Here is a 23,676-nt window from a genome sequence, read left to right as displayed (position 1 = left end):
ATCGCTTAGTAACATTAAGACCCCGTCAGGCTGGCATTCCGGCCTAGCGCACGTGTGATTTGAACGGATTGCGCTCAAAAAAGCCGTTTGACGCGGTCATGCAGCCGATCCCATGAGAAGTGACGTTGGGCGCATCAATGTCTCCCGTCATCTGCAATCCTCCATAGACGCGGTAACGCCAGATCGAAAATGTTTCTTCCCCGTGGGAGCGCGCGCCTGCGTATTCGATAGTGCCGTTGCCTAAATTTGCGAATGCCCGCTCTTTGGGGGGCATAGCGAAAAGGCTGTCAAAGAATGCTTCCCCATGGGGGCTTAGTAACGCAGCCTCCACGCGGTGCGTTGCGGGAAGATAGCATTCCCAGTGATGCCAAACCAATCCTACGGTGATGCGCTCAAAGAGGCGCTCGAGACGGCTTGTATCCAATGGAACGACCGTGGGTTTGCCCACCTCGGAGATTCGCATACCTACCGCAAGTTCTTGGTGGAGCTTCTTGTTTCGCGCCAGCCGCTTTGGCACCATGGTGGTAAGGTTCTCACGTGCTCCAGAATGTAAGCCCCCGAACGGCAGAACTGCTGTCAGATAGTGCTCATCTTTAGATTTCTCTGCCCCGCACTCGCCGCAACAAGGTGCTTTCGGTAAGGAGCCGCGATCGGGGATCAGGAAAAACTCGCGTGCAAAAATATGATCTGCTGTCGGCGTTGAGTGTTTCGCTCGGCAGTAAACACAAAGATGCTGGCTATATTTTTTGCTGGGCATATGTCTCTTCGATTAGGTGTGGTCGCGTGTATGTGAGGTTCCGACCACGTCGAATCCATATCCATGATAAAGGACATTATCATGGATATTCAGCGCGATGAGCGTTTGGGATATCTACGGGTTGAAGGTTCGAATCCATTCAAGGCGCTCACCCTGACCCATTGCCTTTTCTTTTCTTCGGAACGGCTTTCGGCCTCGGTTGATATAAGCGCCGTTTGACGTTCGAACGCAGAGCATTGCGAACATCCTTGTCTGCGATCGAAAGGTCGAACCACTCCCACTCCGGATCAAAGTACCCACCGCACCACCGAATTGTTTCGGCATATTCCGGATCGTCCGCTCTTATCCCGACACACCACCAACATCTTCGGGCTGGCGCGCCCTTTCGCCGGCGATGCAGCTCCCGTTTTTGGGTGTAGCAGTGAGCGTTAAGAGCTCCTCGACCGCAACGGTGTGCCGCCAACCGTCCCCGAAATCATAGCGGTAGCTGAAGACAGAACCTCGATCAAAGTCCAGCAAGCGAACCTCTTTCTGATCGAAGACCGGAGGATCGTCATCGGTCGCATCTTCCGTCAGGATCTCGACATCCCCATACCTCAGACCACCGATGCGGAATTCATAGAGATGATAGCTCCACCAGTTGAACGCGGCCTGAATTCCGAGATGCAGATGCTCCAGGTTCCAGTGGACCGGCAGGACCAGACGGCGCCAGACGTCCGGCGCGACCTCGTCGAGAGATACTTTGATTTGTACAGCGTTTGCGGCTTTGAACATTGTCCGAATGAACATCGAGGGAGGACGATCGTCAAGACGGTAGCTCGCGCCGCACGCCAGGATATGTTGAGCCGTGGCGCATTCGATTTCATCAGAGCGCATTCGTCATGCCGGATTACTTGTCGGCTGTCGAATATTCTGAGGCTTACGGGATTTTATAGCGATCATGGATGTTATAAATCAGTCGGCGGCGTTTTTGGGTCGCTGATCATCTCGCGACTGGCGCTTGCTCGTTGCGACATCATTTCCAATTTGTATAATTGCCGTTGAATGCCTGCATCTGCGGTGTTTCTTGCGTTTTTGAGGGATATGTATTACATAGCTTATTGAAAACTGGTGGTGATGACGATGTCTATCGTTGCGTTTAAGGTACTGTCGACGGTGAACGCCCCCTACGGGACGAACCTTTCGGCTGAGCAACTCGCTTCGAAGATTTCCGATTTCGCGAGCGTTGAGAATTTCGATGCTTCCGCATTCTCATTCTATTCCGAAGTGAAAGCCGACCTCCAGTACCAATTTCTGGATGAGATGGAAATCGACCACGGGGCCGCATCCGAGATTGCCCAGAAATTCTCGCAGCTCGCCGGATACCCGCTCGCCTTAGCCGCCTGAGGGAAGTCGTGATGAGCCAATGGGAAAGCCTCTTCGACCAGTCCGTGTCGATTATTAATCAGGCGAACTCGTCTTTTACGCTCCTCGATAGCTGGACGTTCGGTGGCGGCACTGCCCTTATGCTCCAGATCGGCCATCGTGAAAGCTTCGACATCGACATATTCATCGATGATCCGCAGGTCCTCCCATATCTGAATCCGACAACGCAGGGCTATACCCTGCAGGTGAACCCAGATGAATATGTTTCGGATGGTACTCATGCGCTCAAGATCGTGTTCGCGGGAATTGGTGAAATCGACTACATTTGCGCTCCAAGCCTGACCGACGATCCTACGTCCCGTGTCACGGTGCGAGGGATCGAAGTTGACCTTGAGACACCGGGCGAGATCATCGTGAAGAAGGTTCACTACCGGGGTGCCTCTCTTCAACCACGCGACATGTTCGATATCGCGTGCATTGCCAAGGCACTCGGCGATGGATACGTTGTTGAAGCTCTCTTGCCGTTCAAAAACAACGTCGCCGCTGCATTGGCAGTCGCCGAGAGAATGAACGCAGGCCTCGCTAGTACGGTTATGGGGAAGCTTCAGTACAGAGAAGGATATGCGGATATTTCGAGGACTGCACAAGCGAAGACAATCTCGCTTTTGAAAGCGGTGTGCGAATACAAGCCACCGGTATCCGCCGCACCTTCCTCTCCGTTCCCACGCTGATTTTCTCAGCAACCTGGCGACCTCAGCTGTACTGGCGTTCGGTTAACTATCCCTTCGATGCGGATCATTGCGGGTTAGCCAGCGGAACCAAGTGAGGGCGGCGTCAACGAGCGGAGGTCCTTGCTGCGAGGCTTGGTAATGCAGGACATCTCCCCGTGTGGGTGAGCCGTTTTCAAACGTTTAGCGAGTCTACGGCACGTGGTTGACGGTTCGAATCAGTTCGAGACCGCTGATAGGAAATCGGCACCGAGCCTCATCAGAACATTTTCGTCACCGCGAGGGTCACGATGATCGTAAGTCCGACGATTATCGCGGGAATGGCCCGCGATATGGCCGTGGGCTGATCGGGTAATATTGCCTGCGCGCGCCTCAGCCTACCGGAAACCATGCCGTGGAACCCTGAAAGAGCGACCACGAAAACCAGCTTCGTGACCAGCCAACCGCTGTTGAACCAGCCATACCAGACGGCCATTGTGATTCCGGCTAACCATAAGAGGACGAGGGCCGGCGTCGTGACAAGACGATCGAAACGAGCAAACTTGGCAATGATTTCTGGGTTCGCATAGGCGAGCGCGAGGACTGCGGACATGGTGCCGCCAAACCACACGACCATCGCAACGATATGCACCGATTTGATCAGGTCATAGAGCATCGGCATTGAGGCGTCGGCCGGAATTGCAATGTCAAATCCAGGTCGGATGCCTGCAGCTCTGGCTACCTCGATGGCGACGTCCAGCCCGACAGGTTTCTTCGATCGGGCGGCGGCGATATCGGACAGCGGGACGGGTGCCTTTTCCACCGTCCAGCCGACTTTTGGTAGAATGTCTGACGTGACCTTCTGCGACTTTGGCACATCATCCCAAAGCTGCGTGGGATAGCCGAGGCCATGGCTCCCGAGCCACGAATTTACGTTCGTGCCCCAATAGCTCGACCAGGGCATGCCCGTCAACGCCAGGAAAAAGATCAGGATGCCGGCGAACGCGCCGGTGACGGCATGGAGGTCACGCCAGAACACACGGCGAGCGGGCGTTCCGCGAACGGTCACGACACCACCTGTCTGCTGGCGTGGCCACCAGAGATAGATGCCGGTCACCACCAAAACCATTGCAAAACCAGCAGCGATCTCGATCAGCTTGTTGGTGACATCACCAAACAGGGCGAGGCTATGGATGCGTTTGACGACGTAGTTGAACTCCTCATCGCTTGCGACCGTGTCGAGGACCTTCCCGTCATAGGGGTTCAGGAAAACCTGGGTCGCGACCTTGTCATGCGAGACGGTAACGATGGCCGAGCGTTCTGGGGAAGCGGGGTCCTTATAGGAAGTCGGCGTCGATCCTGGAACGGCGGCGACTGCTACATCTACCAGCTTTTGCGGCGAAAGCGCCCGACCGTCGGGCGCAACGAGATAGCGATACCCGAACACAGTATCGTTGATCTCGTCCTTGAACAGGTAAAGAGAGCCCGTGACGGCCAGGTTGAGGAGAAAAGGGATGACCAGCAGGCCTGCGAAAAAATGCCAGCGCCAGATGGCGCGGTAGAGCGAAACGCTCGTAACAGCGGTGTCCGCCGTGTCGGCGATCGTAATGGAAGGCATGAGATTGATCCAGATCCGTAGCCACCTGCGCGAGCAGGCTGACAATCATTACAGCAGGCGCCCCGGCACCTGCCGAAACGCGGATTCAGACGACGGCTGGATCGAGCGGAGGAGCGCGCGGGCCTGTGTTGGGTGGGTAGATCTGGCGGTGAATGGTTTCGACACGCAGCGGCAGTTCAGTCACCGAAGCGACGCCGACCCAAATCCCGCCGGTGTCGGTCGGTCCTGGCAGGATGACCGCAGCGTTGATCCGGCAAGCCTCGCATCCTTGGGAATGGGCCTTATGCGGGGAAGAGGAACCCTTACCGCCATCCTCGGTCGAGGTGACGCAAAGTGTTGGCAAGGTGCCGTCAGGAAGCACGAAATCGGCAAATTCGGCCGCGCGAGCATCGCTTGCCAGCACGGGTGGCTGATGCGCGAGACCGAGAAACAGGAGCGCCAGGACGCAGAGCGTCTGAACTATCCATGTCTCGATCTTCCAGAACCGGCTCACGTGCTCACTCCATGTCCGAAAAGAGATAGCGGCTTCCGCACCGGTTCTCAACGGGTGATTTCGGAGACGACCGTACCATATCGCCGCATATCCCAGAGGGGCTGGAGATTTCACGACTTGGGCTTTGAACAAAAATTAAGCTCATCTAGAGCGAGATCCGAGACTCCGTTTTCGCGTCAAAGAAACTGATGCTGCTTACATCAGCGGACAATCCGATCGTCTCTCCAACCTTGCCCAAAAAGCGTGGCTGGAGGCGCGCGACGATTGGCTGCTCCGCGATGCGAATAGTCACCATGGTGTCCGGTCCGGTCGGCTCAACGACGTCGATTACCCCTGTCAGCATCGAGCCTGCACTATCGGCTACCTTCAACTCCTCAGGTCTGATCCCGAGAACGGCGGCTTTCGCGCCGCAAACCTCGCCGGAAGACATTGGGGCCTCCACGCGGACGCCAGGTGCCTCGAAACGTGCAAGACGGCCATCGGACGTCAGGGTGCCAGTCACGAAATTCATCGAGGGCGAGCCGATGAATCCGGCCACAAACATGTTGGCCGGCTTTTCGTAGATCGTCTGAGGGTCTGCGAATTGCTGGATGTAGCCCCCCTTCATGACGGCCACTTTAGTGCCGAGCGTCATGGCTTCAATCTGGTCGTGCGTCACGTAAACAACACTCGTGCCGAGCCTCCCATGAAGCCGCTTGATCTCGGTGCGCATCTCCGCGCGGAGCTTCGCGTCGAGATTTGAAAGGGGCTCGTCAAACAGGAAAAGATCTGGATTGCGCACGATGGCGCGGCCCATGGCGACGCGCTGGCGTTGTCCCCCGGAGAGATTGGCGGGCCGTCGGTCCAAGAGATGCGATATCTGCAAGAGGTCGGCCGCCTGCCTGACTGCCGCACTACGTTCAGCGCCATTGACGCCGCGCATCTCCAGGCCGAATCCGATGTTCCGTTCGACGGTCATGGTTGGATAAAGCGCGTAGGATTGGAAAACCATCGCGATATTGCGGTCTTTTGGTGCGAGCTCGACGACCGAACGGCCATCGATGCGGATATCGCCAGCGGAAATGTCATCGAGCCCGGCAATCAGGTTGAGGAGAGTGGATTTTCCGCACCCGGACGGGCCAAGGAGAACAAGGAAGCCTCCGTCTTCAAGCTCCACATCAATCCCGTGCAGGACCTGAAGACCGCCGTAGGATTTCTGGACGTTCTGAAGAGACAATGTTGCCATAACGGTGTCCTTAGCCTTTGATCGCGCCGGCCGTCAGGCCCTGCACCATCACGCGCTGCACGAGCGCAAACATCAACATGACCGGCAGAATGCTGAGTATGCCCCCGGCGGCGAGCACGCCCCAGGGAAGCTGAAACTCGCCGACCATCAACTGGAGGCCAACCGGCCAGGTGCGAGATCCTTGTCCGGTCGTCAGCATCAGCGCAAACAGGAACTCATTCCATGCGGCGATCGCGATAAAGACGGAACTCGCGACCAAGCCGTTCCTTGCGAGCGGGATCACGATCCAGAGCATGGCGCCGAAGCGGGTGGAACCGTCGATCCGGGCGGCACTTTCAAGCTCCTTCGGCGCTGCATCGAAAAAGCCCTTCAGCATCCAGACGAACAGAGGCAGCAGGAAACTCGTGTAGGCAAGGGCGAGACCAATGCGGCTGTCGATAAGGCCAACGGATCGAAGAACCACGTAAAGCGGGATGATCATCATGACCGCCGGGAACATGCGCACGACGAGATATCCGAGCATCAGCGTGTTTCGACCCCTGAAGGTGTAACGAGAAAACGCGTATGCGGCGAGCGTTCCTGTGGCGAGGCAGACGACAACGGTGATGAGGGTGACGATGAAACTGTTGCCGATCAGAACCGGGAAACTCGACTGGGTCCAGATCGCGACATAGTTCTGAAACGTGATCCGGTTCGGAATATACTGCATCGTCTGGGTAACGATGTCCGCCTCGAGCTTCAGCGAGGTCAAAAGCATCCAGACAATCGGTCCGATGCAAAACAGCGACATGGAGACCAGAACAACATATGTGAGAATGTCAGCAGCCATTCGCCTGCTGCGGCGGGTTGCGGCCATGATCTACTCCTGACCTATCTTGGAAAGGCGGATGTAGGCGTAGGCGAATACCATCAGGATCACGAACATCACGACCGACAATGCCGATGCATATCCGAAGTTGAAGTCTTTGTAGGCCGTCTGGAAAGCATAGAGTGACAGGACTTGTGTCGCATCGCCCGGGCCACCTCCGGTCAGAATGAGCAGAAGATCCGGCGAGTTGACGAGGCTGATGACGCGCAGGATCACGGCGGCCGCGATGACCGACTTCAGCATCGGGACGGTGATCAGCCTGAACTGAGCGACTGGCCCGGCACCATCCACGGCGGCGGCTTTGTAAAGATCCTGCGGGATCCCTTTTAAGCCGGCAAGCAACAGCAGGGCGAAAAATGGAAAACCGTGCCAGGCCTCGACGAAGATCGTGGCGGCGAGGGCGGTGTTCGGATCGGCGAACCAGGCTTTGTAGCTGCTCAATATGCCGATGCCGACAAGGATGTCGTTGATGACGCCCAAGCGCGGGTCCAGCAGCAGCGCCCACATATGGCCGGCGACGACGTTCGGAAGGAAGTAGGGTACCAGGATCAGGACTGCAAAGATCCCGGTCCCCGGCACATTGCGATTCAAAGCCGTGGCAGCGATGAAACCCAATCCCAGTTCCAGCACCACCGCGAAGGTCACCCAGAGCACGGTGTTCTTGAGAGCGACCCAGAATACCGGATCGTCGATCATGACGAGGTAATGCTTCAACCCGACCCAGCCGGTGAGGCCCGGCCGTGTCAGCCGCATCTCGCGAAAGCTGATGGCCATGCCGTAGATGGTCGGGTAGGCGATCACGAGCAAGATGATCACCAAGCTCGGCAAAAGGAGCAGGTAGATCCAGTATCGCGTCTCGGAAAGCTCCCCAATCATCCCGGTTTTGGGAAGATGAGATCCAGTATCCATTCAATCCTCGGCTTTCGCGCCGTTCCTGAAGAAGGCGGGGAGAGGGCGCGAGGCGCGCCCTCGTCTGGGATCAGCGCATTGCTGCGTCGAGACCCTTGATCATCCTGTCGACTGCATCGGCCGGTTTGGACTGACCGGTCAAAACGGACTGGAATGCGGGATTGACGACATTTTCCGACCAGCCCGCAGCCCCGACAAAGGTATTGGGCAGGCGCCCGAAATCGAGCGTCTTGACCGCCGCGTCATAGATCTTGTTCGACGTCAAGCGGGGATCCTGCAGTGCCGCGGTCGAGGCGGGGAAATATCCGGTTGCCTCAAGCAACGCGATTGCAGCTTCCGGTTCTCCCCAGAAGCTGACCCACTGCCAGGCGGCCTCGATATTGTCTTCCTTCATGACGCCGTTGCCCGCATAGGCGACGCGGGCAATCTGTGCCTTTGGTCCCGCTGGCATTGGGGCTGTCTGAAACTGCGTTCCTTGCTTGAGTGCACCGGAAATCTCGCTCAACGATCCGGTGTGATGCCACACCATCGCTGTCTGGCCGGTCCTGAAGGCCTCCATGATCTGACGATAGCTGTCGTTCGGCGCACTCGGGGGCACAACCTTTTCTTTCACGAAGAGGTCGGAATAGAAGGTCACTGCCTCAATGGCTGCCGCGCGGTCGATAGCAGGCTTACCGTCTTTGACGATCGGCGACCCGAAAGCTTCCATCACGTCGATAACGTATTTGAAAGCGCCAGCGCCGCCGCGCATGCTAAAAGCATAGCGCCCCTTGGATGGGTCGGTCAGTTTGCGCGCTGCCTGAACGAACTCGTCAAAGTTCTTCGGCGGTCCTGAAAGGCCGGCCTGCTCGAAATAGTCGGCGCGATAATACATCCAGTCGACGAATGCGAATGCGGGCACCGCATAGATCTTGTCGTCCTGGGACAGACCCTTCCAACGATTATCAGGGAAGTTCGATTTTCCAGGCCAGGCTTTCACCCGCGCGCTGAGGTCGACAAGACCATTCATGGCCACGAGATCGGCGAAACGTTCGGTGATCACCATGCCGGTATCGGGCTTGCCGCCGGCAACAACAGCGGAGGATACTTTCGCCATATATTCCGAATTCGGAATGCCTTCCTGTGTGACCTTCGTGCCGGGATATTTCGCCTGGAAGAGCGCGATGATCTTCGCGAGACCCTCCATCTCCGACTGGCTGGCAAAGTGATGCCAATAGTTGATTGCCCCGGCGGCACGAGCGGTACCCATCTGGCTTGCCAATGCCATTGCGGTCGCGCCAGCCAGAAGCTCTCTGCGATTCAGCTGCATATCCATCTCCTCCCAGAAATATCAGAATATAGTTCTGATCGATCAGTCGGAGATTGGATAACATCATTCCAATGCAGGCGCAACTGCTGCTTTGACCTCCGGCGGTTACATCAGATCAGGCCGAGGTTTCGTTGAATCGCAGCCTGGAAATGGGCAACCAGGGCTGCTTCCGCCGCCTCCGCATTGCGCTTGCTGCAGGCCTCGAGAATATCGAGATGCTCGCCGATCGTGCGCAGGATGATCGGGGGCGTCAGCTTTCGGTCAAGCCTTAAGAGACGCAGGTAATTATGCATGCGGCGGTACGTTGTCTCGATCAAGGGATTACGTAACGCTTGAATGATGCTGCTGTGCAGTTCGATCTCCAGAGCGTCGAGTTCCTGCAGCATTCCGGGTGCCATTGTTCCCTTCTCGATGACCCGAGCGAGCCGCGAATGGCGTACTTCCAGCGTTGCCATAACGTGTTCGTCGCCTTCTTCTGCAAAAACCCGCACGGCCGCGCGTTCGATGATGATGCGAAACTGGTATGTTGATCGCGTCAGCTCCATTCCTGGACGGACGAACTGGATGCCTGACCTTGGGTGGATCGTCAGAATCCCCTCCGCCTCCAGCATCCGCAAGGCGTCGCGCAGCGGCGCGACAGGCACGTTGATGATCGCGGAAAGCTCGTTTTGCGAGATGAAAGCGCCGACCGGAACGCGACGATCAAAGAGACCTTCAAGGATCCGATCGTATGCGACGTCGCTCATGCGTTGTGCCGCGGGGGATTGATCGTTGCTCGGTTTTGCCTTCAGCGCCACTTGCGGCCACTCCGTTGATTTGCTAATCGGTAGGCATCTGATAGATCAGATATCGATAATAATCGATCAGAAGGCAACCGTGATGACTCTCTCTCATTTCCGTATAACGCGTTTTCAGTTCGCCCGCGACAGGGTAATTGGCGATAGTCAGGTTCGAGCTGATGATGCTAACGTCGCCGCCCTGGAGCTGATTTCAGAAAGCGGCGAAGTCGGCCTCGGCTTTATCCAGACCCTGTTCACGGCTCTGCCGGATCAGGCGGAAATCGAGAGCATTTTTGAGCGGGAAGTGTGGCCGGGTCTGGCAGGACAGAAAGCGATCGCTCTCGTCCATCGCGTGAACCGCCCGCGCGGCGGAAACCAGCGGGCGTTTTCACTGCCGTTCGGTGAGGCCATTCAGGTTGCGCTATGGGATCTTGCCGCGAAGGAAGCGGGATTGCCGCTGCATGTGCTGCTGGGAAGCCGGCGAAACCGGGTTCGCGCCTATGCCTCAGGCCTCGACTTCCACCTGAGCGACGATGATTTCGTGAAACTGTTCGGATATGCGGCCTCACAAGGTTATGAGGCCTTCAAGATCAAGGTCGGTCACACGGATTTCGTGCGAGACATGCGACGTCTGGAACTGCTCAAATCCTGCGTGCCCGCGGCTTCCAAGGTGATGATCGATCCGAATGAGGCCTGGAACTCCAAGGAAGCCTTGATGAAGCTCGAAGCAATTCGGGCCGCCGGCCACGAATTGCTGTGGGTTGAAGATCCGATCCTCCGCCATGACTACGAGGGTCTGCGCACGCTTCGCCATGCCGCAAGCTGGACGCAGATCAATTCCGGCGAATATCTTGACGTTCACGGTAAGCGGCTGTTGCTGGAGGCCTTTGGCGCCGACATTCTCAATGTCCATGCTTTCGTCACGGATGTGATGCGGATCGGATGGCTTGCCGCCGACCTCGGAATTCCGGTGACCATCGGGAATACGTTCCTGGAAGTGGGCGTGCATATGGCCGTGGCGCTGCCCGAGGTCGAATGGCTGGAATATTCATTCCAGAACTTTGACCATCTGGTCGAGCAGCCTATCGAGATTCGGGACGGATATGCCTATGCGCCCGACCGGCCCGGACATGGGCTAGTGCTTTCAAATACTGCACGCGAGAATTGGGCCCGCCCGAAGCGTCTGGACCGAAGCGAGCTTGGTGCTGCACCGTTTAATCCTCGTCTACCGGTCTTCGGAGGCGTCGCATGAGTGGAAAACTGGATGGGCAGACCGTTTTCGTGACGGCTGCCGCGCAGGGAATTGGACGGGCAGCGGCGCTGGCGTTTGCATCCGCTGGCGCAAGAGTTCATGCGACCGATATTAACGCAGACCTCGTCCAGCAACTGAATGGTATCTCCGGTATCCGGGCAAGCATGCTTGATGTTCTCGATAGTGGCGCGGTTGCGGCCGCCATCGGCGATATTGGCCGGGTAGATATCCTCTTCAATTGCGCTGGCATCGTGCACAGTGGTTCGGTTCTGGATATGGCCGAGGGTGATTTGGACTTTGCGTTCGAGTTGAACGTGAAAGCGATGGTACGCACCACCCGCGCGGTTCTGCCAGGCATGATCCATGCGAAATCGGGCTGTATCATCAACATGGCGTCGGTTGCTTCCAGCATCAAAGGCGTCCCGAACCGCTTCGCCTATGGGACGACCAAGGCGGCAGTCATCGGCATGACCAAGTCGATCGCCGCCGACTACGTAGCGCAGGGGATTCGGTGCAATGCGATTTGCCCGGGAACCGTAGACAGTCCGTCACTGCATCAAAGGCTTCAGGCAACGGGTGACTATGATAGCGCTCTTGCGAATTTCATTGCGCGCCAGCCCCAGGGCAGACTAGGAGCGGCCGAGGAGATTGCGGATCTCGCAGTCTATATCGCGGGTGCAACTTACACCACTGGACAGGCTTTCGCGATTGATGGTGGCTGGACGATCTGACCTGTTCTCCGAAACAAATTTGAAAGGAGCAGACCTTGAAACTGATGCGCGTTGGTGAGCTGGGCCAGGAAAAGCCGGCAATTCTGGATTCCAAGGGCAAGATTCGTGACCTTTCCGGCCATGTCGCCGATATCGGCGGTGCCGCGATTTCGCCGGAAGGCCTGAAGAAGATCGCCGCGATCGACCCGGAAAGCCTGCCGGAAATCGCTCCCGGCCGGATCGGCGCCTGCGTTTCCGGCACCGGCAAGTTCATCTGCATCGGCCTCAACTATTCCGACCACGCTGCCGAAACCGGCGCCACGGTTCCGCCGGAGCCGATCATCTTCATGAAGGCGACCTCGGCCATTGTCGGCCCGAATGACGATGTCATTATCCCGCGCGGTTCCGAAAAGACCGATTGGGAAGTCGAACTCGGCGTCGTGATCGGCAAGACCGCGAAATATGTCTCCGAAGACGACGCGATGGATTATGTCGCCGGTTATTGCCTGACCAATGACGTTTCCGAACGCGCCTTCCAGGCCGAGCGCTCCGGCCAGTGGACGAAGGGCAAGTCCTGCGACACGTTCGGCCCGATCGGCCCGTGGCTCGTAACGCGGGACGAGGTTGCCGATCCGCAGAACCTCGGCATGTGGCTGACCGTCAATGGCGAGAAGGTCCAGAACGGCTCGACCAAGACCATGGTCTATGGCGTGCGTTATCTGGTTTCCTATCTCAGCCAGTTCATGTCGCTGCATCCCGGCGATGTCATCTCCACCGGCACGCCTCCCGGCGTCGGCCTCGGCATGAAGCCGCCGCGTTACCTGAAGGCCGGCGACATGGTCGAACTCGGCATCGATGGCCTCGGCACCCAGAAACAAACATTTGTCGCGGATGCAGTTTGATTGTGGGATTCATTCAGCGCGATAAATGACCAGCGGCAATTCATTCTCAACGCGGTTCTTGCCCGAGTTCAGATCCAGCAATCAACTCTTGGAATCGAGCAACAGATGTGTGATCCTGGCCAGGCCCGAGCGTTTTTTTCGCAGCACTCCATAGTTCCAGGCAAAGCGAGGACAACGGCGTCGTAGTATCCGTCTGCGAAGCGACCTCCAGCGCAATGCCGAGATCCTTGACCATCAGGTCCAGCCCGAAACCGGCATCGAATTTACGCGAAAGCACGAACTGCTTAAATTTCTTCTGGGTCGAATTGTTCATGCCTGTCGAGGCGTTCAGAACATCGACCATGGTCTCCGGCGAAAGGCCAAACCGGCTGCCGATCAGCAGCGCTTCCATGCCAATCAGGAATCCGCCGGCGCTGACAAGATTGTTGAGTGCCTTCATCGCATGCGCGGAACCGACGCCGCCGACCACAGTGAGGCTGGTGCCCATGCAGGAGACGAGCGGCCGGATCCTCTCGATTGTGGCTGCATCGCCGCCAAGCATGATGGCCAATTCGCCCGTCTTGGCACGTGGTACGCCGCCAGAGACCGGGGCGTCGCAAAGTGCGATCGAAGACTGTTCCAATTTTTTCGCAATCTCCTGGGTTTTGCTTGGAGAGCCGCTGGTCATGTCGACGACGATGCTTCCGCGCGCAAGCGCGGCAGCAAGCCCATTGTCCCCGAACAGGACATCGCTGACGACATCGCTGGTCGGGAGCATCGTCACAACGATTTGGCAGGTCTTTCCCAGTTCCCCCGCGTTTTGAGCTGCCTCAGCCGACAACGATGCGGCGACCTGCGCCGTGCGAGCGGAATCCGCGTCGAAAACCATCAACGGGTAGCCGGCCTCGGCCACTCGCCTCGCCATCGGTACGCCCATGGCGCCCAATCCAATGAAACCTACCCGTGGGAAGTCGTTCTCGTGGCTCACGTTCCGTCCTCCGTAAAATCGCTTGGCCTGCCGACAATCTCGCGAGTTAACTGCACGAGGTCAAGATTGTCTTACAAGGTGACAGTATGCTAAATCAAGCTCGAAATGGAGATGAGGCGGGACATGACGATGAGTGATCAACCGGCGTATGAAGTTCTGGCGCTGCGATACGCCACAACCTACCTGCATCGGCCCAGACGTGAAAACTTTTTCCCCGGCATGGATCTGCATGATGGGGAGATGCCGCTCGATTACTATGTCTGGGCCGTTCGCGGCGAGGGGCGCTGCCTACTGGTTGATACCGGCTTCGGAGAGGAGGCCGCGCAGACGCGAAACCGCATTCTACTGCATCATCCGGCCGATCTTCTGCGTCAAGCTGGTATCGATCCAGAAACGATTACTGACGTCATTCTCACTCATCTCCATTACGATCATGCAGGGAATCTCGACCGCTTTCCTAAAGCGCGATTTCATCTGCAGGAGAGCGAAATGCGTTTCGCTACGGGCCGTCATATGTGCCACTCCTGCCTGAGGGCGCCGTTTGAGTGCCGCGACGTGACGGAGGCGGTGAAAATCGTCTTCGACGGACGAATGGTCTTTCACGATGGTGATGCAGAGATTTTTCCCGGCATCGAGGTGTTTCGGATGGGCGGACATTCCGACGGCTTGCAGGTTGTTCGCGTTGCGACTGCCCGCGGTAAGGTCCTGCTTGCTTCAGATGCCTTTCATTTCAACGAAAACCGAACTCGTCGGGCTCCATTTCCCATCGTTTATCATGTTGGGGAGATGCTGGAAGGATTTATCCGATGCGAAGAATTAGTGGGCGGCGACGCGGATCTGCTGATCCCTGGGCACGATCCAGACGTTCGCCTCCGATGGCCCATCCTCAGCGCGGATCTCCCCGATGTCGTTAGGCTAGACCTCCATCCGCTAAAGCGCACGCTCAAGAAATGAGCTTATTGACAGATTGTCTGACAATAAATAGATCGGTGGTTACGGAGGACCTAGCATGCTTTTAGACGAAACGATCAAGATCGGCGACATTGCCTATACATTTGCAGGTGAATTCGATCCGAAATTCCAGCCGGCCGTCAACGCCTTCCTTGAGAACTATCGTGTAGAGGAAGAAATAGGCTCGGCTGCGGCGCTGTTGGTCGACGGCGAAAAGGTAATCGACGTCTGGGCCGGCTATCGCGACGAAGCCAGGACCGAGCCCTGGCAACGCGATACGATCGTCTGCATGATGTCGGTCGCCAAAGGCATATCAGGCATCGCCTTCAACATTCTGATCGACCTGGGTCTGGTTGATCCCGAGGCGCCGGTTGCCCAGTACTGGCCGGAATTTGCGCAGAATGGCAAGGAAGGCCTGCTGGTCCGCCACGTTCTCGACCATACCGCCGGTCTGCCGGTCGTCCTCGATCCACTTTTTCCCGGCGCGATTTTCGACTGCGATGTGATTGTGAAAGCGCTCGAAAAACAGGCGCCGATCTGGGCGCCGGGCACGGTTGCCGCCTATCATATCCATACCCAGGGAAACATTCTGGGCGAAATTGTCCGGCGCATCACCGGCAAACGGTATCCGCAGTTCATCCATGACGAACTGATCGCGCCGCTGAAGCTCGATTACCGTATCGGCGGCCTGACGGAAGCCGACAGGCAACGATGCGCCGAACTCGTGCCGACCATCGAGGGAACGTTGTTTGCCCGCAAGGACAACGAGCCGGATTCGCTGCTGGCCAAGGGTTTTCTTCAGCATCCGAAAGAGCCGATGAATGTGACGCTCAATTCGGCGGGCTGGCGGCAATCCGAAATCGCCAGCGCCAACGGCCATGGAACGGCCCGTTCGGTAGCGGCGATCTATGGCATGGTCGCGCGCGGCGGCGAACTCGACGGCGTGAGGATCATGCGCCCTGAAACGATCCGTGCGATGACGACAGAGCAGCATAACCAGACCGAGCAGATGCAGCAGCGTCCGTACCATCAGGCGCGCGGCATTCTTCTCAACACGCCGCAATCGGTTTGGATGGGACCCAATCCCCGCGCCTTCGGGCATCATGGTTTCGGGGGGGCGATCGGCTTCGGCGATCCAGACGCCAAGATCGGGTTTTCCTATGCCTGCAACAAGATGCATACGCGACCGGATAACGGTCCGCGCGCAAGACGTATCATCGAAGCGGTTTACTCTGTTCTGTGAGCATGGCCCTGCGTGATCCTCGAAAAATCGCCGTCGTGACCGGAGGCGCCGGCGGAATCGGCAAGGCCTGCGTCCGCAAGCTGACGCAGGACGGCTGGCGCGTCGCGGTCCTCGATCTGGACGGAGCCGCGGCGGCAGCCGTGGCCGATGAGTTCGGCGGCGTCGGGTACGCCGTCGACATCGGAGATACGCAAAGCATCGTGGATGCCGCCCGCTTCGTGGAAAACGAGGTCGGGCCGATTTCCGGGCTTGCCTGCGTCGCGGCGCATCTGGAAAATCCGCACAGGCCGGAACGGCAGGACGCGGCGGAATGGGACGATATCCTGCGGGTCAATCTGACCGGCACATTCCGGAGCATGGTCGAGTTCGGGCGCGGAATGCTCGAGCGCGGACAGGGGTCCATCGTCAATGTCGGCTCGATCACGGCGTTCAATTCCTCTCCGCTGCAGGCTTACGGTCCGTCCAAGGCGGGCATCATCAACATGTCCCGGAACTTCGCGGTCGCGTGGGGACGCAGCGGCATTCGGGTCAACACCATATGCCCCGGCCCAACCCGCACCCCGGCCGTCGAGGCAAGTTACGCGCGCGGTGAGCGAAACCCGGAAACGATGATCCGTCAGACGGCACTCGGACGGCTGGTCAAGCCGGAAGAGGTGGCCAACGCCATTGCCTTCCTGCTTTCGGATGCCGCTTCCGGCATAACCGGCATCGAGCTGTCCGTCGATTCCGGCACGCTTGCGGCACAGCTCTGGTCTCTTTACGGCGGCGTGCCCGAAGCACCGGACCGGGAGGAAAAACAATGAACGAGCATCTGTCGAACGACGTGGTTCTGGTCACCGGAGCCGGGCGGGGCATAGGCCGCGCGACCGCCGAACTGCTTGCCAAACGTGGCGCATCGGTCGGTGTAGTCGACGTAAACGAAGCGGACGTGGCATCGACCGTGCAGGCAATCGAAGCGGCGGGTGGCAAAGCACTCGGACTTGCCGCCGATGTCAGCGACCGCGCCGCGCTTCTGGCCGTAGCCGAGCGGCTGGCAGCCGCCTTCGGCCCGCTGACCGGCATCGTCAACAATGCGATGTGGATCCGCTATGGACCCGTGGACGATATCGAGGAAGACGTGCTCGACAGGATGCTGGCCGTCGGCGTCAAGGCCGCGTTCTGGGGTGTTCAGGCCCTGCTTGCGCATGGGTCGAAAAACGGCGCCGCCGTCGTCAATATCTGCTCGCCGGTCGCCGATCTCGGCATGGCCAACACGGCGTCCTACACCGCCGTCAAAGGCGCCATCTCATCGCTGACCCGGCAACTCGCCGTCGAACTCGGCCCGCGCGGTGTTCGGGTGAATGCGGTGACACCGGGTGCGGTGCCGACGCCGGGCGCGCGGGCGATCGTCAACGAGGAAGGCTATGCGCTGCGGCGCAGGCAGACCCCCCTTGGACGCCTTGGCGAAGAAGCCGAGATCGCCGCCGGCATCGCCTTTCTTCTCAGCCCGGATGCCAGCTTTGTCACCGGCGAGGTGTTGCATGTGGATGGCGGAATTTCCGTCAAATCGATGTGAGCGGATGCTGGAGACGGGGCGACGTTGGCGCCTTCGTCTCCAGGCAACCGACTTGCCCAATATGTTCCCGACCTACGCAGCGGCTCCGTAGGAGCCAAGAAACGAGGACCTGTCCATGTCTACAAAACCCCAGGACGAAACCATCGAAGATATGTTTTCCAAAGGCCTTGCGCTGCGTCGGCAGGTGCTGGGAACCGAATACGTCGACAAGTCTCTCGCCAATGCCAACGATTTCATGATGTCGTTCCAGCGCATCACCACCGAATGGTGCTGGGGTTACGCATGGGGACGCGATACGCTGGATCTGAAGACGCGCAGCATGCTCAACCTTGCCATGCTGACCGCGCTCAACCGCGCCGCCGAAATCAAGCTTCATGTGCGTGGCGCCGTCAATAACGGCCTGACCGCCGAGGAAATCCGAGAGGTTCTGCTACACGCGACCGTCTATTGTGGGATTCCGGCAGGCCTCGACGCCTTCAAGGCAGCCAACGAGGTGCTGCTCGAAATGAATGTCGTTTCTCCGACGCCGAGCACCGGCGCCTGAAATATCTGAATTTTCAGCTGCGGGCGGGAGGAGAACTGCCCGCGAATACGGATGCGCAGACGAAATGGCCGCGCGCCGAAAATCGGTTCCTTTATCCGAGACAAGGTCTCACACCCAGGGAGGATAGCATGACAAAAGTCCATTCAGGCCTGAAAGCCCTATCGAAACTCGCGCTTGGCGGCTTCATCGCCGCAGCCATGTCCGTTCAGGCGAGCGCGGCGGACGACGGGCCGATCCGCATCGGGGTCATGGCGAAATTCGCCCAGATCAACGGCGCCGCAATTCTCAATGGCGCGACGCAGGCGGTCGAGGAAATCAACGGCGCCGGCGGCGTCAAAGGCCGCAAGATCGAACTGATCCAGTACGACGACCAGGGCTCCGCCAGCGATGCGACGCTCGCCTTCCAGCGCGCCGTCCGTCAGGACCAGGTCAGCGCGATGGTCGGGACCTTCCTCAGCGAGATCGCGATCACGCTGACGCCCTGGGCCGCTCGCCTGAAAGTGCCCTACATCGTCACCGGCGCGGGCGCCGATCAGGTCGGCAAGCTCGTCCATGACAATTACCCCGCCTACAAATATGTGTTCCGGACCATTTTGCCGGCTAGCTCCACCGCGGACGGCGTTTGCCAGTCGGTGAGCGATCTTGCCGTCAAGCAGCTCAAATACAAGCGCGCCGTCCTGATGACGGAAGATGCCGCGTGGACCAAGAGCTATGATGAAGCTCTGAAAACCTGCCTTCCTCAGCATGGCCTCGACGTCGCCGAGACCATCAAGGTTGCAACCGACACCAGCGACTTCACGCCGATCTTCCAGAAGATTGAGGCGATGAAGGCGGACGTGATCGTCACCGGCGTCGGCATCATCGGCAACAAGCCCGTGGTCCAGTGGGCAAACCAGCAGGTGCCGATGCTGCTGATGGGCTATAACGCACAGGCGGGCGCAAGCTCGTTCTGGAAGGAGACCAGCGGAGCGACCCAAGGCTTGGTGACCTTTACGGCTGCCTCCCAGGACTCCGCACTGACGCCCAAGACCGTGCCGTTCGGCGAGGCCTATCTAAAGCGCTTCAGCACCACGCCGGCTGCCCACTCCTATGCCACTTACGATGCAATCTATCTCTTGAAAAACGCCATCGAAAAGGCCGGCAAGACCGATGCTGACGCCATCGTCACGGAACTCGAAAAAGCCGATTTCGTCGGTGCGAGTGGCCGGATCGTTTTCCAGGGACCTAATGACCCGCTGACCCATGACATGAAGTTCGGCAAGGACTTCGTCACCGGCGTCGCCATCCAGTGGCAAGATGGCAAGCAGGTCGCCGTATGGCCGTCCGATATCGCCAAGAACAAGATCGCCTTTCCGGCTTTCGTAAACAGCGCACCGAAATAAGCGCTGCCGTGGCAGCGTTGGGGAGGGAACCCGAATGTTAATTCAAGTCATTGTCAGCGGCTTGCTGATCAGCGCGATCTATGCTTTGGCAACCACCGGGTTTACCCTCCTCTACGGTGTGAGCGGTATCTTGAACCTGGCACATGGAACCACGCTCGCCGCATCGGGCATCGCGACGTGGTATCTGATGGGTACGGCGCAGCTGAACCCGTTGCTGGCCATCGTGCTCGGTATCCTGACGGGAATCGTGATCGGTCTTCTGACCTTTATCCTGATCATCCGTCCACTGCGCACGCTCATGAAACTCAGCGTCGCCGATGAGCACGTCTTCATGCTCGTTGCAACGCTGCTCTGGACCATCATCCTGCAGGAAGCACTGTCCTATCTGTTCGGTGACGTTCCTGTGAGCGTGCCTCAACTTGTGCCGGGCATTGTCGAGATCTTCGGCGTACGCACTCCGATTTCCAGTGTTCTAGTCGCTGGTCTGTCCTGGTGCGTGATTGCGGCACTCTGGTTTTATGTGTCGAAAACCCGGTCCGGCCAAACGATCCTGGCTGCATCCATCAATCCTAAGGGCCTCACCCTATGCGGGGTCAACCTCAACGCCGTTCATATCGTGGTCTGGGCGATCTATGGCGGCCTTGCTGGTCTCGCCGGGGTTCTGGTGGCGATGATCCTCGGCGTTTCGCCAAGCGGTGGCCTTGAACTGACCGCAACCGCATTTTCGATCGTAGTTCTGGGTGGCTTGGGAAGCGTTGGCGGTACATTGATTGCCGCCAATCTCATCGGCTTTATCGAGACCGGCACCGCTTACCTGATAAGCCCGTCGGTCAGAACACTTCCCGCGCTGATCATCTTGATTATCGTGCTTTATGTACGCCCGCAGGGTCTATTTGGAAGGCGCTAATCCAATGGCTGGCAATACTTTTTCCATCCGCCGTCCGTTGATCGGGCTGGCTATCGTCAGCCTCGCTACGGCTGTGCTGCCTTATGTCGGCCTTCAGGAATATTCGCTGAGCATTCTGACCCTCGGCCTTTTCTTCGCGGTTTATGCGATGAGCTGGGATCTGCTCTTCGGCTACGCCGGGGAGGCGAATTTCGGCGCCACCTTCCTGATCGGGACAGGCGCCTATACTGCCGCGCTGATGTCGAGCAATGGCGTGGCGACCCCGCTCATCTGCGTGGCCGCGGGCGCCGCGGGCGCCGTCGTCGCCGGTGCGGTACTGGCATTTCCAGCACTTCGGTTGCGTGGCCCTTATTTCGGACTGGTGACGCTGGTCGCCGTCCTTATTATGCGCCAGTTGATCATTCTGTTTTCCGACAAGACAGGCGGCGAGATCGGCATCGCCGTACCCGATGTGATCGCCGTCGAAGCGGCGACAAACTTTCATATTGCCCTTGGGCTTGCGGCGGTCACCGCTCTGGTCCTCTACCTCCTGGTGAAATCGCCCTTTGGTCTCATCCTGGAAGCGATCGGCCAGGACCCGGTCAATGCACAGGTTCTTGGCTTCAACATCGTCAAATACAAACTCACCGCGTTCTGTATCAGTGCTTTCTTTTCCGGGCTCGCCGGAGGGTTGATGACCTTCTATCTCGGCACCGCATCCACGAATGTCTTCGTCGATGCGTCTGTCGGTGTGCAGATCATCATCGCAGCGATAGTGGGCGGGCGACGTACCGTATTCGGACCGATCCTGGGTGCCTTGTTCATGGCCATCGCCTCCGAATATCTGCGGCCCCTCGGCTCTTTGAGTGAGCTTGCAGTCGCTCTGATCGCCCTGATCGTCCTGTTTTTCCTGCCCGGCGGTTTGCTGGGGCTTGTTCGGCTTGCTCGGAGACCATCATGAAACTTCTGGAAGCAAGGCAGCTTACCAAGCGGTTCGGTGGTCTGACCGCCGTGGACAAGGTCGATTTCGATGTGGACAAAGGCGAAATCCTTGGCCTGATCGGACCAAACGGTTCAGGAAAATCGACGACGATGTCCCTGGTCATGGGGCTCCACAAGCCGGACGCCGGCTCCATCCACCTCAATGGCGTCGACATTGCCAGCTGGGCGCCGAACCGTATCGCGGGCATGGGGGTGAGCATGGTGTTCCAGCACTCGCGCCCGCTTCAGCAACAGACCGTACTACAGAACGTGCTTCTGGCCTGCCTGCCCAACAAGGTGACGCACTTGCGCGTTACGGACGCTCAACGCGATAAGGCGCTCGAATCTCTGCGATTGGTCGGTCTTGGTGGAATGGAGGAGAAATTCCCCTCCGAGCTCCCGTTCGCCGGTCTTCGCCGGCTTGAAGTCGCCAAGGCGCTGGCACGCGATCCGGATCTGTTGCTGCTGGACGAACCCTTTGCGGGCTTGAGCGCCGGGGAGGTGCGGGAGTTTTCCGACCTTATTCGCAACCTGAGAGGGGCGGGACGGGCGCTGATCCTCGTCGATCACAACGTCAAGAGCGTTGCGGCCCTGGTTGATCGTGCAGTTGCCATGAGTTCTGGCCAGAAAATCGCCGAGGGCAGCCCACGCGAAGTACTCGCAAATGCTGATGTTCGACGTGTCTATCTTGGCAGCCAAAGCGAAACGAGCGGAGCGCACGTCCGCAAGCGTGAGAGCGAAGCGCCGCCTGTCCTGAGCGTCAGAAATCTCAATGTTACCTACGGCAAGGCCCAGGCACTTTCCAATATCTCCATAGATGTCGTCGACAGGGGCGTAACAGCGGTGGTCGGTTTGAACGGCGCGGGCAAGACCTCTCTGTTTAACGCAATCGCGGGCCTCTTACCCTCTCGCGGCGAGGTCTTATTCCGGCAGCAATCGATCGCCGGGACGCCGGCGCATGAAATCGCCAGATCCGGAATCGTGCTTTGCCCGGAGTCGCGCGAGCTCTTCGGCGACATGAGCGTACATGAAAACCTGCAGCTTGGCGGCATGCATCTGAGTTCTGCCGACAAACGCGAGCGGCTGGATTTTGTCGAACAGATCTTTCCAAGACTGGGCGAACGGCGTGGGCAGTATGCGCGAACGCTATCGGGCGGCGAACAGCAACAACTGGCGATCGGCCGCGCGTTGATGATGAAGCCGAAACTGCTCCTGATTGACGAGCCGACGTTAGGGCTGGCGCCGATTGTGATGGATATTATCTCGGAATCCATCGAGACCCTCCGCAAGAGCGGCGAACTGTCGCTTCTGTTGGCCGAGCAGAACATGGTTTTCGCTTCCCGGCATGCTGACAGTGTTTACCTGATCGAGCATGGCGCCATCGAATGGTCGGGCCCGGCCGACCAGTTCGTCGAGCAGGTCGGCGGCAAGATTCTGTGACGGGGACCTGTATTCCATGAAGGTGGCCGGCCTGCACCAGCCTGGAATATTGACATACAACATGACAATATGAAAAGTTGTCTCAGTTATAGATAAACCGGCCATGGTGACCGTCCGCGAAATTTGAATGGAAGTTTGACCTATTGAACACTGCTAGCAATGATTCAATGCGTATCCAAAGCTTTCCTGGCTTGCGCGAGCAGGTTGCGGAGCGACTGAGAATGGCGATCGCGACTGGGCGATTTCCACCCGGAGCTCGTTTGGTCGAACGTGAGTTGTGCGAAATGCTGGGCGTCTCGCGTCCATCGCTGCGGGAGGCATTGAGGGAACTGCAAGTGGACGGTTTGGTGACACTGCAGCCAAACAAGGGCCTGAGCGTCAGTATTGTCACACCTGAGATCGCACGCCTCATATACGAGGTTAGGTCTGCTCTGGAAGGCCTGGCCGCGCGGCTCTTCGCACGGAACGCAACCGACGAGCAACTGAGAGCGCTTCGACGCAGCGTCAATCACCTCGCGGATGTCTACGAGGACTTCTCCGCGGAGGCTTTCATAACAGCGAAAACTCGATTTTACGAGATTTTACTCGAAGGAGCGGGAAACCCGATCGCAGGCGACATGCTAAAGCGGATTCACACCAGGGCGTCACAGCTCAGGGTCGTATCCCTTTCGCGCTCGGAACGTGCTCGGCAATCCCTTCGTGAACTTCGTGAGTTCCTGGATGCACTAGAGGCGCGGGATGAGGAGCTCTCCTACAAGCTCTGTGTTGCACACATCGAAGCTGCTGCCGCCTCTGCACTAGAAGCGATCGATCAGAAGATCGGCTAACGCGAC

General features: G+C 58.2%; 24 protein-coding genes and 1 pseudogene. 15 read left to right on the top strand and 10 right to left on the bottom strand.

Going from position 1 to position 23,676, the window contains the following annotated elements; translation table 11 throughout:
• Positions 1-43: 43 nt before the first annotated feature.
• Together J2X76_RS30440 and J2X76_RS30435 are read right to left on the bottom strand one after the other, a co-directional pair.
• On the bottom strand, positions 44-757 hold the full coding sequence (locus J2X76_RS30440) for a hypothetical protein (protein ID WP_310221492.1): 714 nt from the start codon (positions 755-757) through the stop codon (positions 44-46).
• 148 nt (positions 758-905) lie between these two features.
• Positions 906-1,531, bottom strand: a pseudogene (locus J2X76_RS30435) (plasmid pRiA4b ORF-3 family protein).
• A 348-nt stretch (positions 1,532-1,879) separates the two neighbouring features.
• Between J2X76_RS30435 and J2X76_RS30430 the strand changes: the two are divergent.
• A complete protein-coding gene (locus J2X76_RS30430; protein ID WP_310221490.1) occupies positions 1,880-2,143 on the top strand; it encodes a hypothetical protein in 264 nt (87 codons plus the stop codon).
• Positions 2,144-2,154: 11 nt separating this feature from the next.
• The gene (locus tag J2X76_RS30425; protein ID WP_310221489.1) at positions 2,155-2,853 is read left to right on the top strand and encodes a nucleotidyl transferase AbiEii/AbiGii toxin family protein; all 699 of its coding nucleotides are present in this window, start codon (positions 2,155-2,157) and stop codon (positions 2,851-2,853) included.
• A 256-nt stretch (positions 2,854-3,109) separates the two neighbouring features.
• Here J2X76_RS30425 and J2X76_RS30420 read toward each other — a convergent pair whose 3' ends face one another.
• The 7 genes from J2X76_RS30420 to J2X76_RS30390 form a co-directional block, all read right to left on the bottom strand.
• On the bottom strand, positions 3,110-4,447 hold the full coding sequence (locus J2X76_RS30420) for a PepSY domain-containing protein (protein WP_310221488.1): 1,338 nt from the start codon (positions 4,445-4,447) through the stop codon (positions 3,110-3,112).
• A gap of 85 nt (positions 4,448-4,532) precedes the next feature.
• Positions 4,533-4,940, bottom strand: coding sequence for a hypothetical protein (locus J2X76_RS30415; protein ID WP_310221487.1), 408 nt, complete (start codon positions 4,938-4,940; stop codon positions 4,533-4,535).
• Positions 4,941-5,085: 145 nt separating this feature from the next.
• Positions 5,086-6,165 (bottom strand): sn-glycerol-3-phosphate ABC transporter ATP-binding protein UgpC, encoded by a 1,080-nt coding sequence (locus J2X76_RS30410; RefSeq protein ID WP_310221485.1) that lies wholly within the window; start codon positions 6,163-6,165, stop codon positions 5,086-5,088.
• Between the two features lie 10 nt (positions 6,166-6,175).
• On the bottom strand, positions 6,176-7,021 hold the full coding sequence (locus J2X76_RS30405; protein WP_310221483.1) for a carbohydrate ABC transporter permease: 846 nt from the start codon (positions 7,019-7,021) through the stop codon (positions 6,176-6,178).
• A gap of 3 nt (positions 7,022-7,024) precedes the next feature.
• Positions 7,025-7,942, bottom strand: coding sequence for a sugar ABC transporter permease (locus tag J2X76_RS30400; RefSeq protein ID WP_310221481.1), 918 nt, complete (start codon positions 7,940-7,942; stop codon positions 7,025-7,027).
• Between the two features lie 70 nt (positions 7,943-8,012).
• Positions 8,013-9,128 carry a sugar ABC transporter substrate-binding protein gene (locus J2X76_RS30395; protein WP_310221566.1) on the bottom strand — a complete coding sequence of 372 codons (1,116 nt, stop codon included), beginning with the start codon at positions 9,126-9,128 and terminating at the stop codon, positions 8,013-8,015.
• 233 nt (positions 9,129-9,361) lie between these two features.
• Complete coding sequence (locus J2X76_RS30390) at positions 9,362-10,048, bottom strand: GntR family transcriptional regulator (protein ID WP_310221479.1); 687 nt, start codon at positions 10,046-10,048, stop codon at positions 9,362-9,364.
• A gap of 82 nt (positions 10,049-10,130) precedes the next feature.
• Between J2X76_RS30390 and J2X76_RS30385 the strand changes: the two genes are divergently transcribed.
• Genes J2X76_RS30385 through J2X76_RS30375 form a run of 3 tightly spaced genes read left to right on the top strand, consistent with a single transcriptional unit; the run spans position 10,131 to position 12,894 of the window.
• Positions 10,131-11,282: a mandelate racemase/muconate lactonizing enzyme family protein gene (locus J2X76_RS30385; RefSeq protein ID WP_310221564.1), complete on the top strand. Its 1,152-nt coding sequence runs from the start codon at positions 10,131-10,133 to the stop codon at positions 11,280-11,282.
• Complete coding sequence (locus J2X76_RS30380; RefSeq protein ID WP_310221477.1) at positions 11,279-12,013, top strand: SDR family oxidoreductase; 735 nt, start codon at positions 11,279-11,281, stop codon at positions 12,011-12,013. The genes J2X76_RS30385 and J2X76_RS30380 overlap by 4 nt, the downstream gene beginning before the upstream one ends.
• 35 nt (positions 12,014-12,048) lie before the next feature.
• Positions 12,049-12,894: a fumarylacetoacetate hydrolase family protein gene (locus J2X76_RS30375; protein WP_310221475.1), complete on the top strand. Its 846-nt coding sequence runs from the start codon at positions 12,049-12,051 to the stop codon at positions 12,892-12,894.
• 46 nt (positions 12,895-12,940) lie between these two features.
• Here the strand turns inward: J2X76_RS30375 and J2X76_RS30370 are convergent, their stop codons facing one another.
• Positions 12,941-13,861: an NAD(P)-dependent oxidoreductase gene (locus J2X76_RS30370; protein ID WP_310221473.1), complete on the bottom strand. Its 921-nt coding sequence runs from the start codon at positions 13,859-13,861 to the stop codon at positions 12,941-12,943.
• A 123-nt stretch (positions 13,862-13,984) separates the two neighbouring features.
• On the opposite strand from J2X76_RS30370, the gene J2X76_RS30365 reads away from it, so the two are divergent.
• The 10 genes from J2X76_RS30365 to J2X76_RS30320 all read left to right on the top strand — a co-directional run bounded on the left by J2X76_RS30365 (position 13,985) and on the right by J2X76_RS30320 (position 23,670).
• A complete protein-coding gene (locus J2X76_RS30365; RefSeq protein ID WP_310221471.1) occupies positions 13,985-14,815 on the top strand; it encodes an N-acyl homoserine lactonase family protein in 831 nt (276 codons plus the stop codon).
• A 55-nt stretch (positions 14,816-14,870) separates the two neighbouring features.
• Complete coding sequence (locus J2X76_RS30360) at positions 14,871-16,055, top strand: serine hydrolase domain-containing protein (protein WP_113125931.1); 1,185 nt, start codon at positions 14,871-14,873, stop codon at positions 16,053-16,055.
• A 35-nt stretch (positions 16,056-16,090) separates the two neighbouring features.
• Positions 16,091-16,858, top strand: coding sequence for an SDR family oxidoreductase (locus tag J2X76_RS30355; protein ID WP_310221469.1), 768 nt, complete (start codon positions 16,091-16,093; stop codon positions 16,856-16,858).
• Positions 16,855-17,610, top strand: a complete 756-nt coding sequence (locus J2X76_RS30350; protein WP_310221467.1) for an SDR family NAD(P)-dependent oxidoreductase — start codon at positions 16,855-16,857, stop codon at positions 17,608-17,610. Before J2X76_RS30355 ends, J2X76_RS30350 begins: the two co-directional genes overlap by 4 nt.
• Positions 17,611-17,725: 115 nt before the next feature.
• Complete coding sequence (locus tag J2X76_RS30345) at positions 17,726-18,154, top strand: carboxymuconolactone decarboxylase family protein (RefSeq protein ID WP_310221465.1); 429 nt, start codon at positions 17,726-17,728, stop codon at positions 18,152-18,154.
• A gap of 128 nt (positions 18,155-18,282) precedes the next feature.
• Positions 18,283-19,536, top strand: a complete 1,254-nt coding sequence (locus J2X76_RS30340; protein ID WP_310221463.1) for an ABC transporter substrate-binding protein — start codon at positions 18,283-18,285, stop codon at positions 19,534-19,536.
• Positions 19,537-19,570: 34 nt separating this feature from the next.
• Positions 19,571-20,443: a branched-chain amino acid ABC transporter permease gene (locus tag J2X76_RS30335; protein WP_310221461.1), complete on the top strand. Its 873-nt coding sequence runs from the start codon at positions 19,571-19,573 to the stop codon at positions 20,441-20,443.
• 4 nt (positions 20,444-20,447) lie between these two features.
• Entirely contained in the window at positions 20,448-21,383 is a 936-nt protein-coding gene (locus J2X76_RS30330) for a branched-chain amino acid ABC transporter permease (RefSeq protein WP_310221460.1), read from the top strand.
• Entirely contained in the window at positions 21,380-22,843 is a 1,464-nt protein-coding gene (locus J2X76_RS30325; protein WP_310221458.1) for an ATP-binding cassette domain-containing protein, read from the top strand. The genes J2X76_RS30330 and J2X76_RS30325 overlap by 4 nt, the downstream gene beginning before the upstream one ends.
• Before the next feature lie 167 nt (positions 22,844-23,010).
• Entirely contained in the window at positions 23,011-23,670 is a 660-nt protein-coding gene (locus J2X76_RS30320; protein WP_310221456.1) for a GntR family transcriptional regulator, read from the top strand.
• The last annotated feature ends 6 nt before the right edge of the window (positions 23,671-23,676 follow it).

The organism is Neorhizobium sp. 2083 (genome assembly GCF_031455615.1).
In the GTDB taxonomy this organism is placed as follows: Bacteria; Pseudomonadota; Alphaproteobacteria; order Rhizobiales; family Rhizobiaceae; genus Neorhizobium.
Note: the sequence above shows the minus strand (reverse complement) of the source record. Positions and strands in the feature narration are given on the sequence as shown.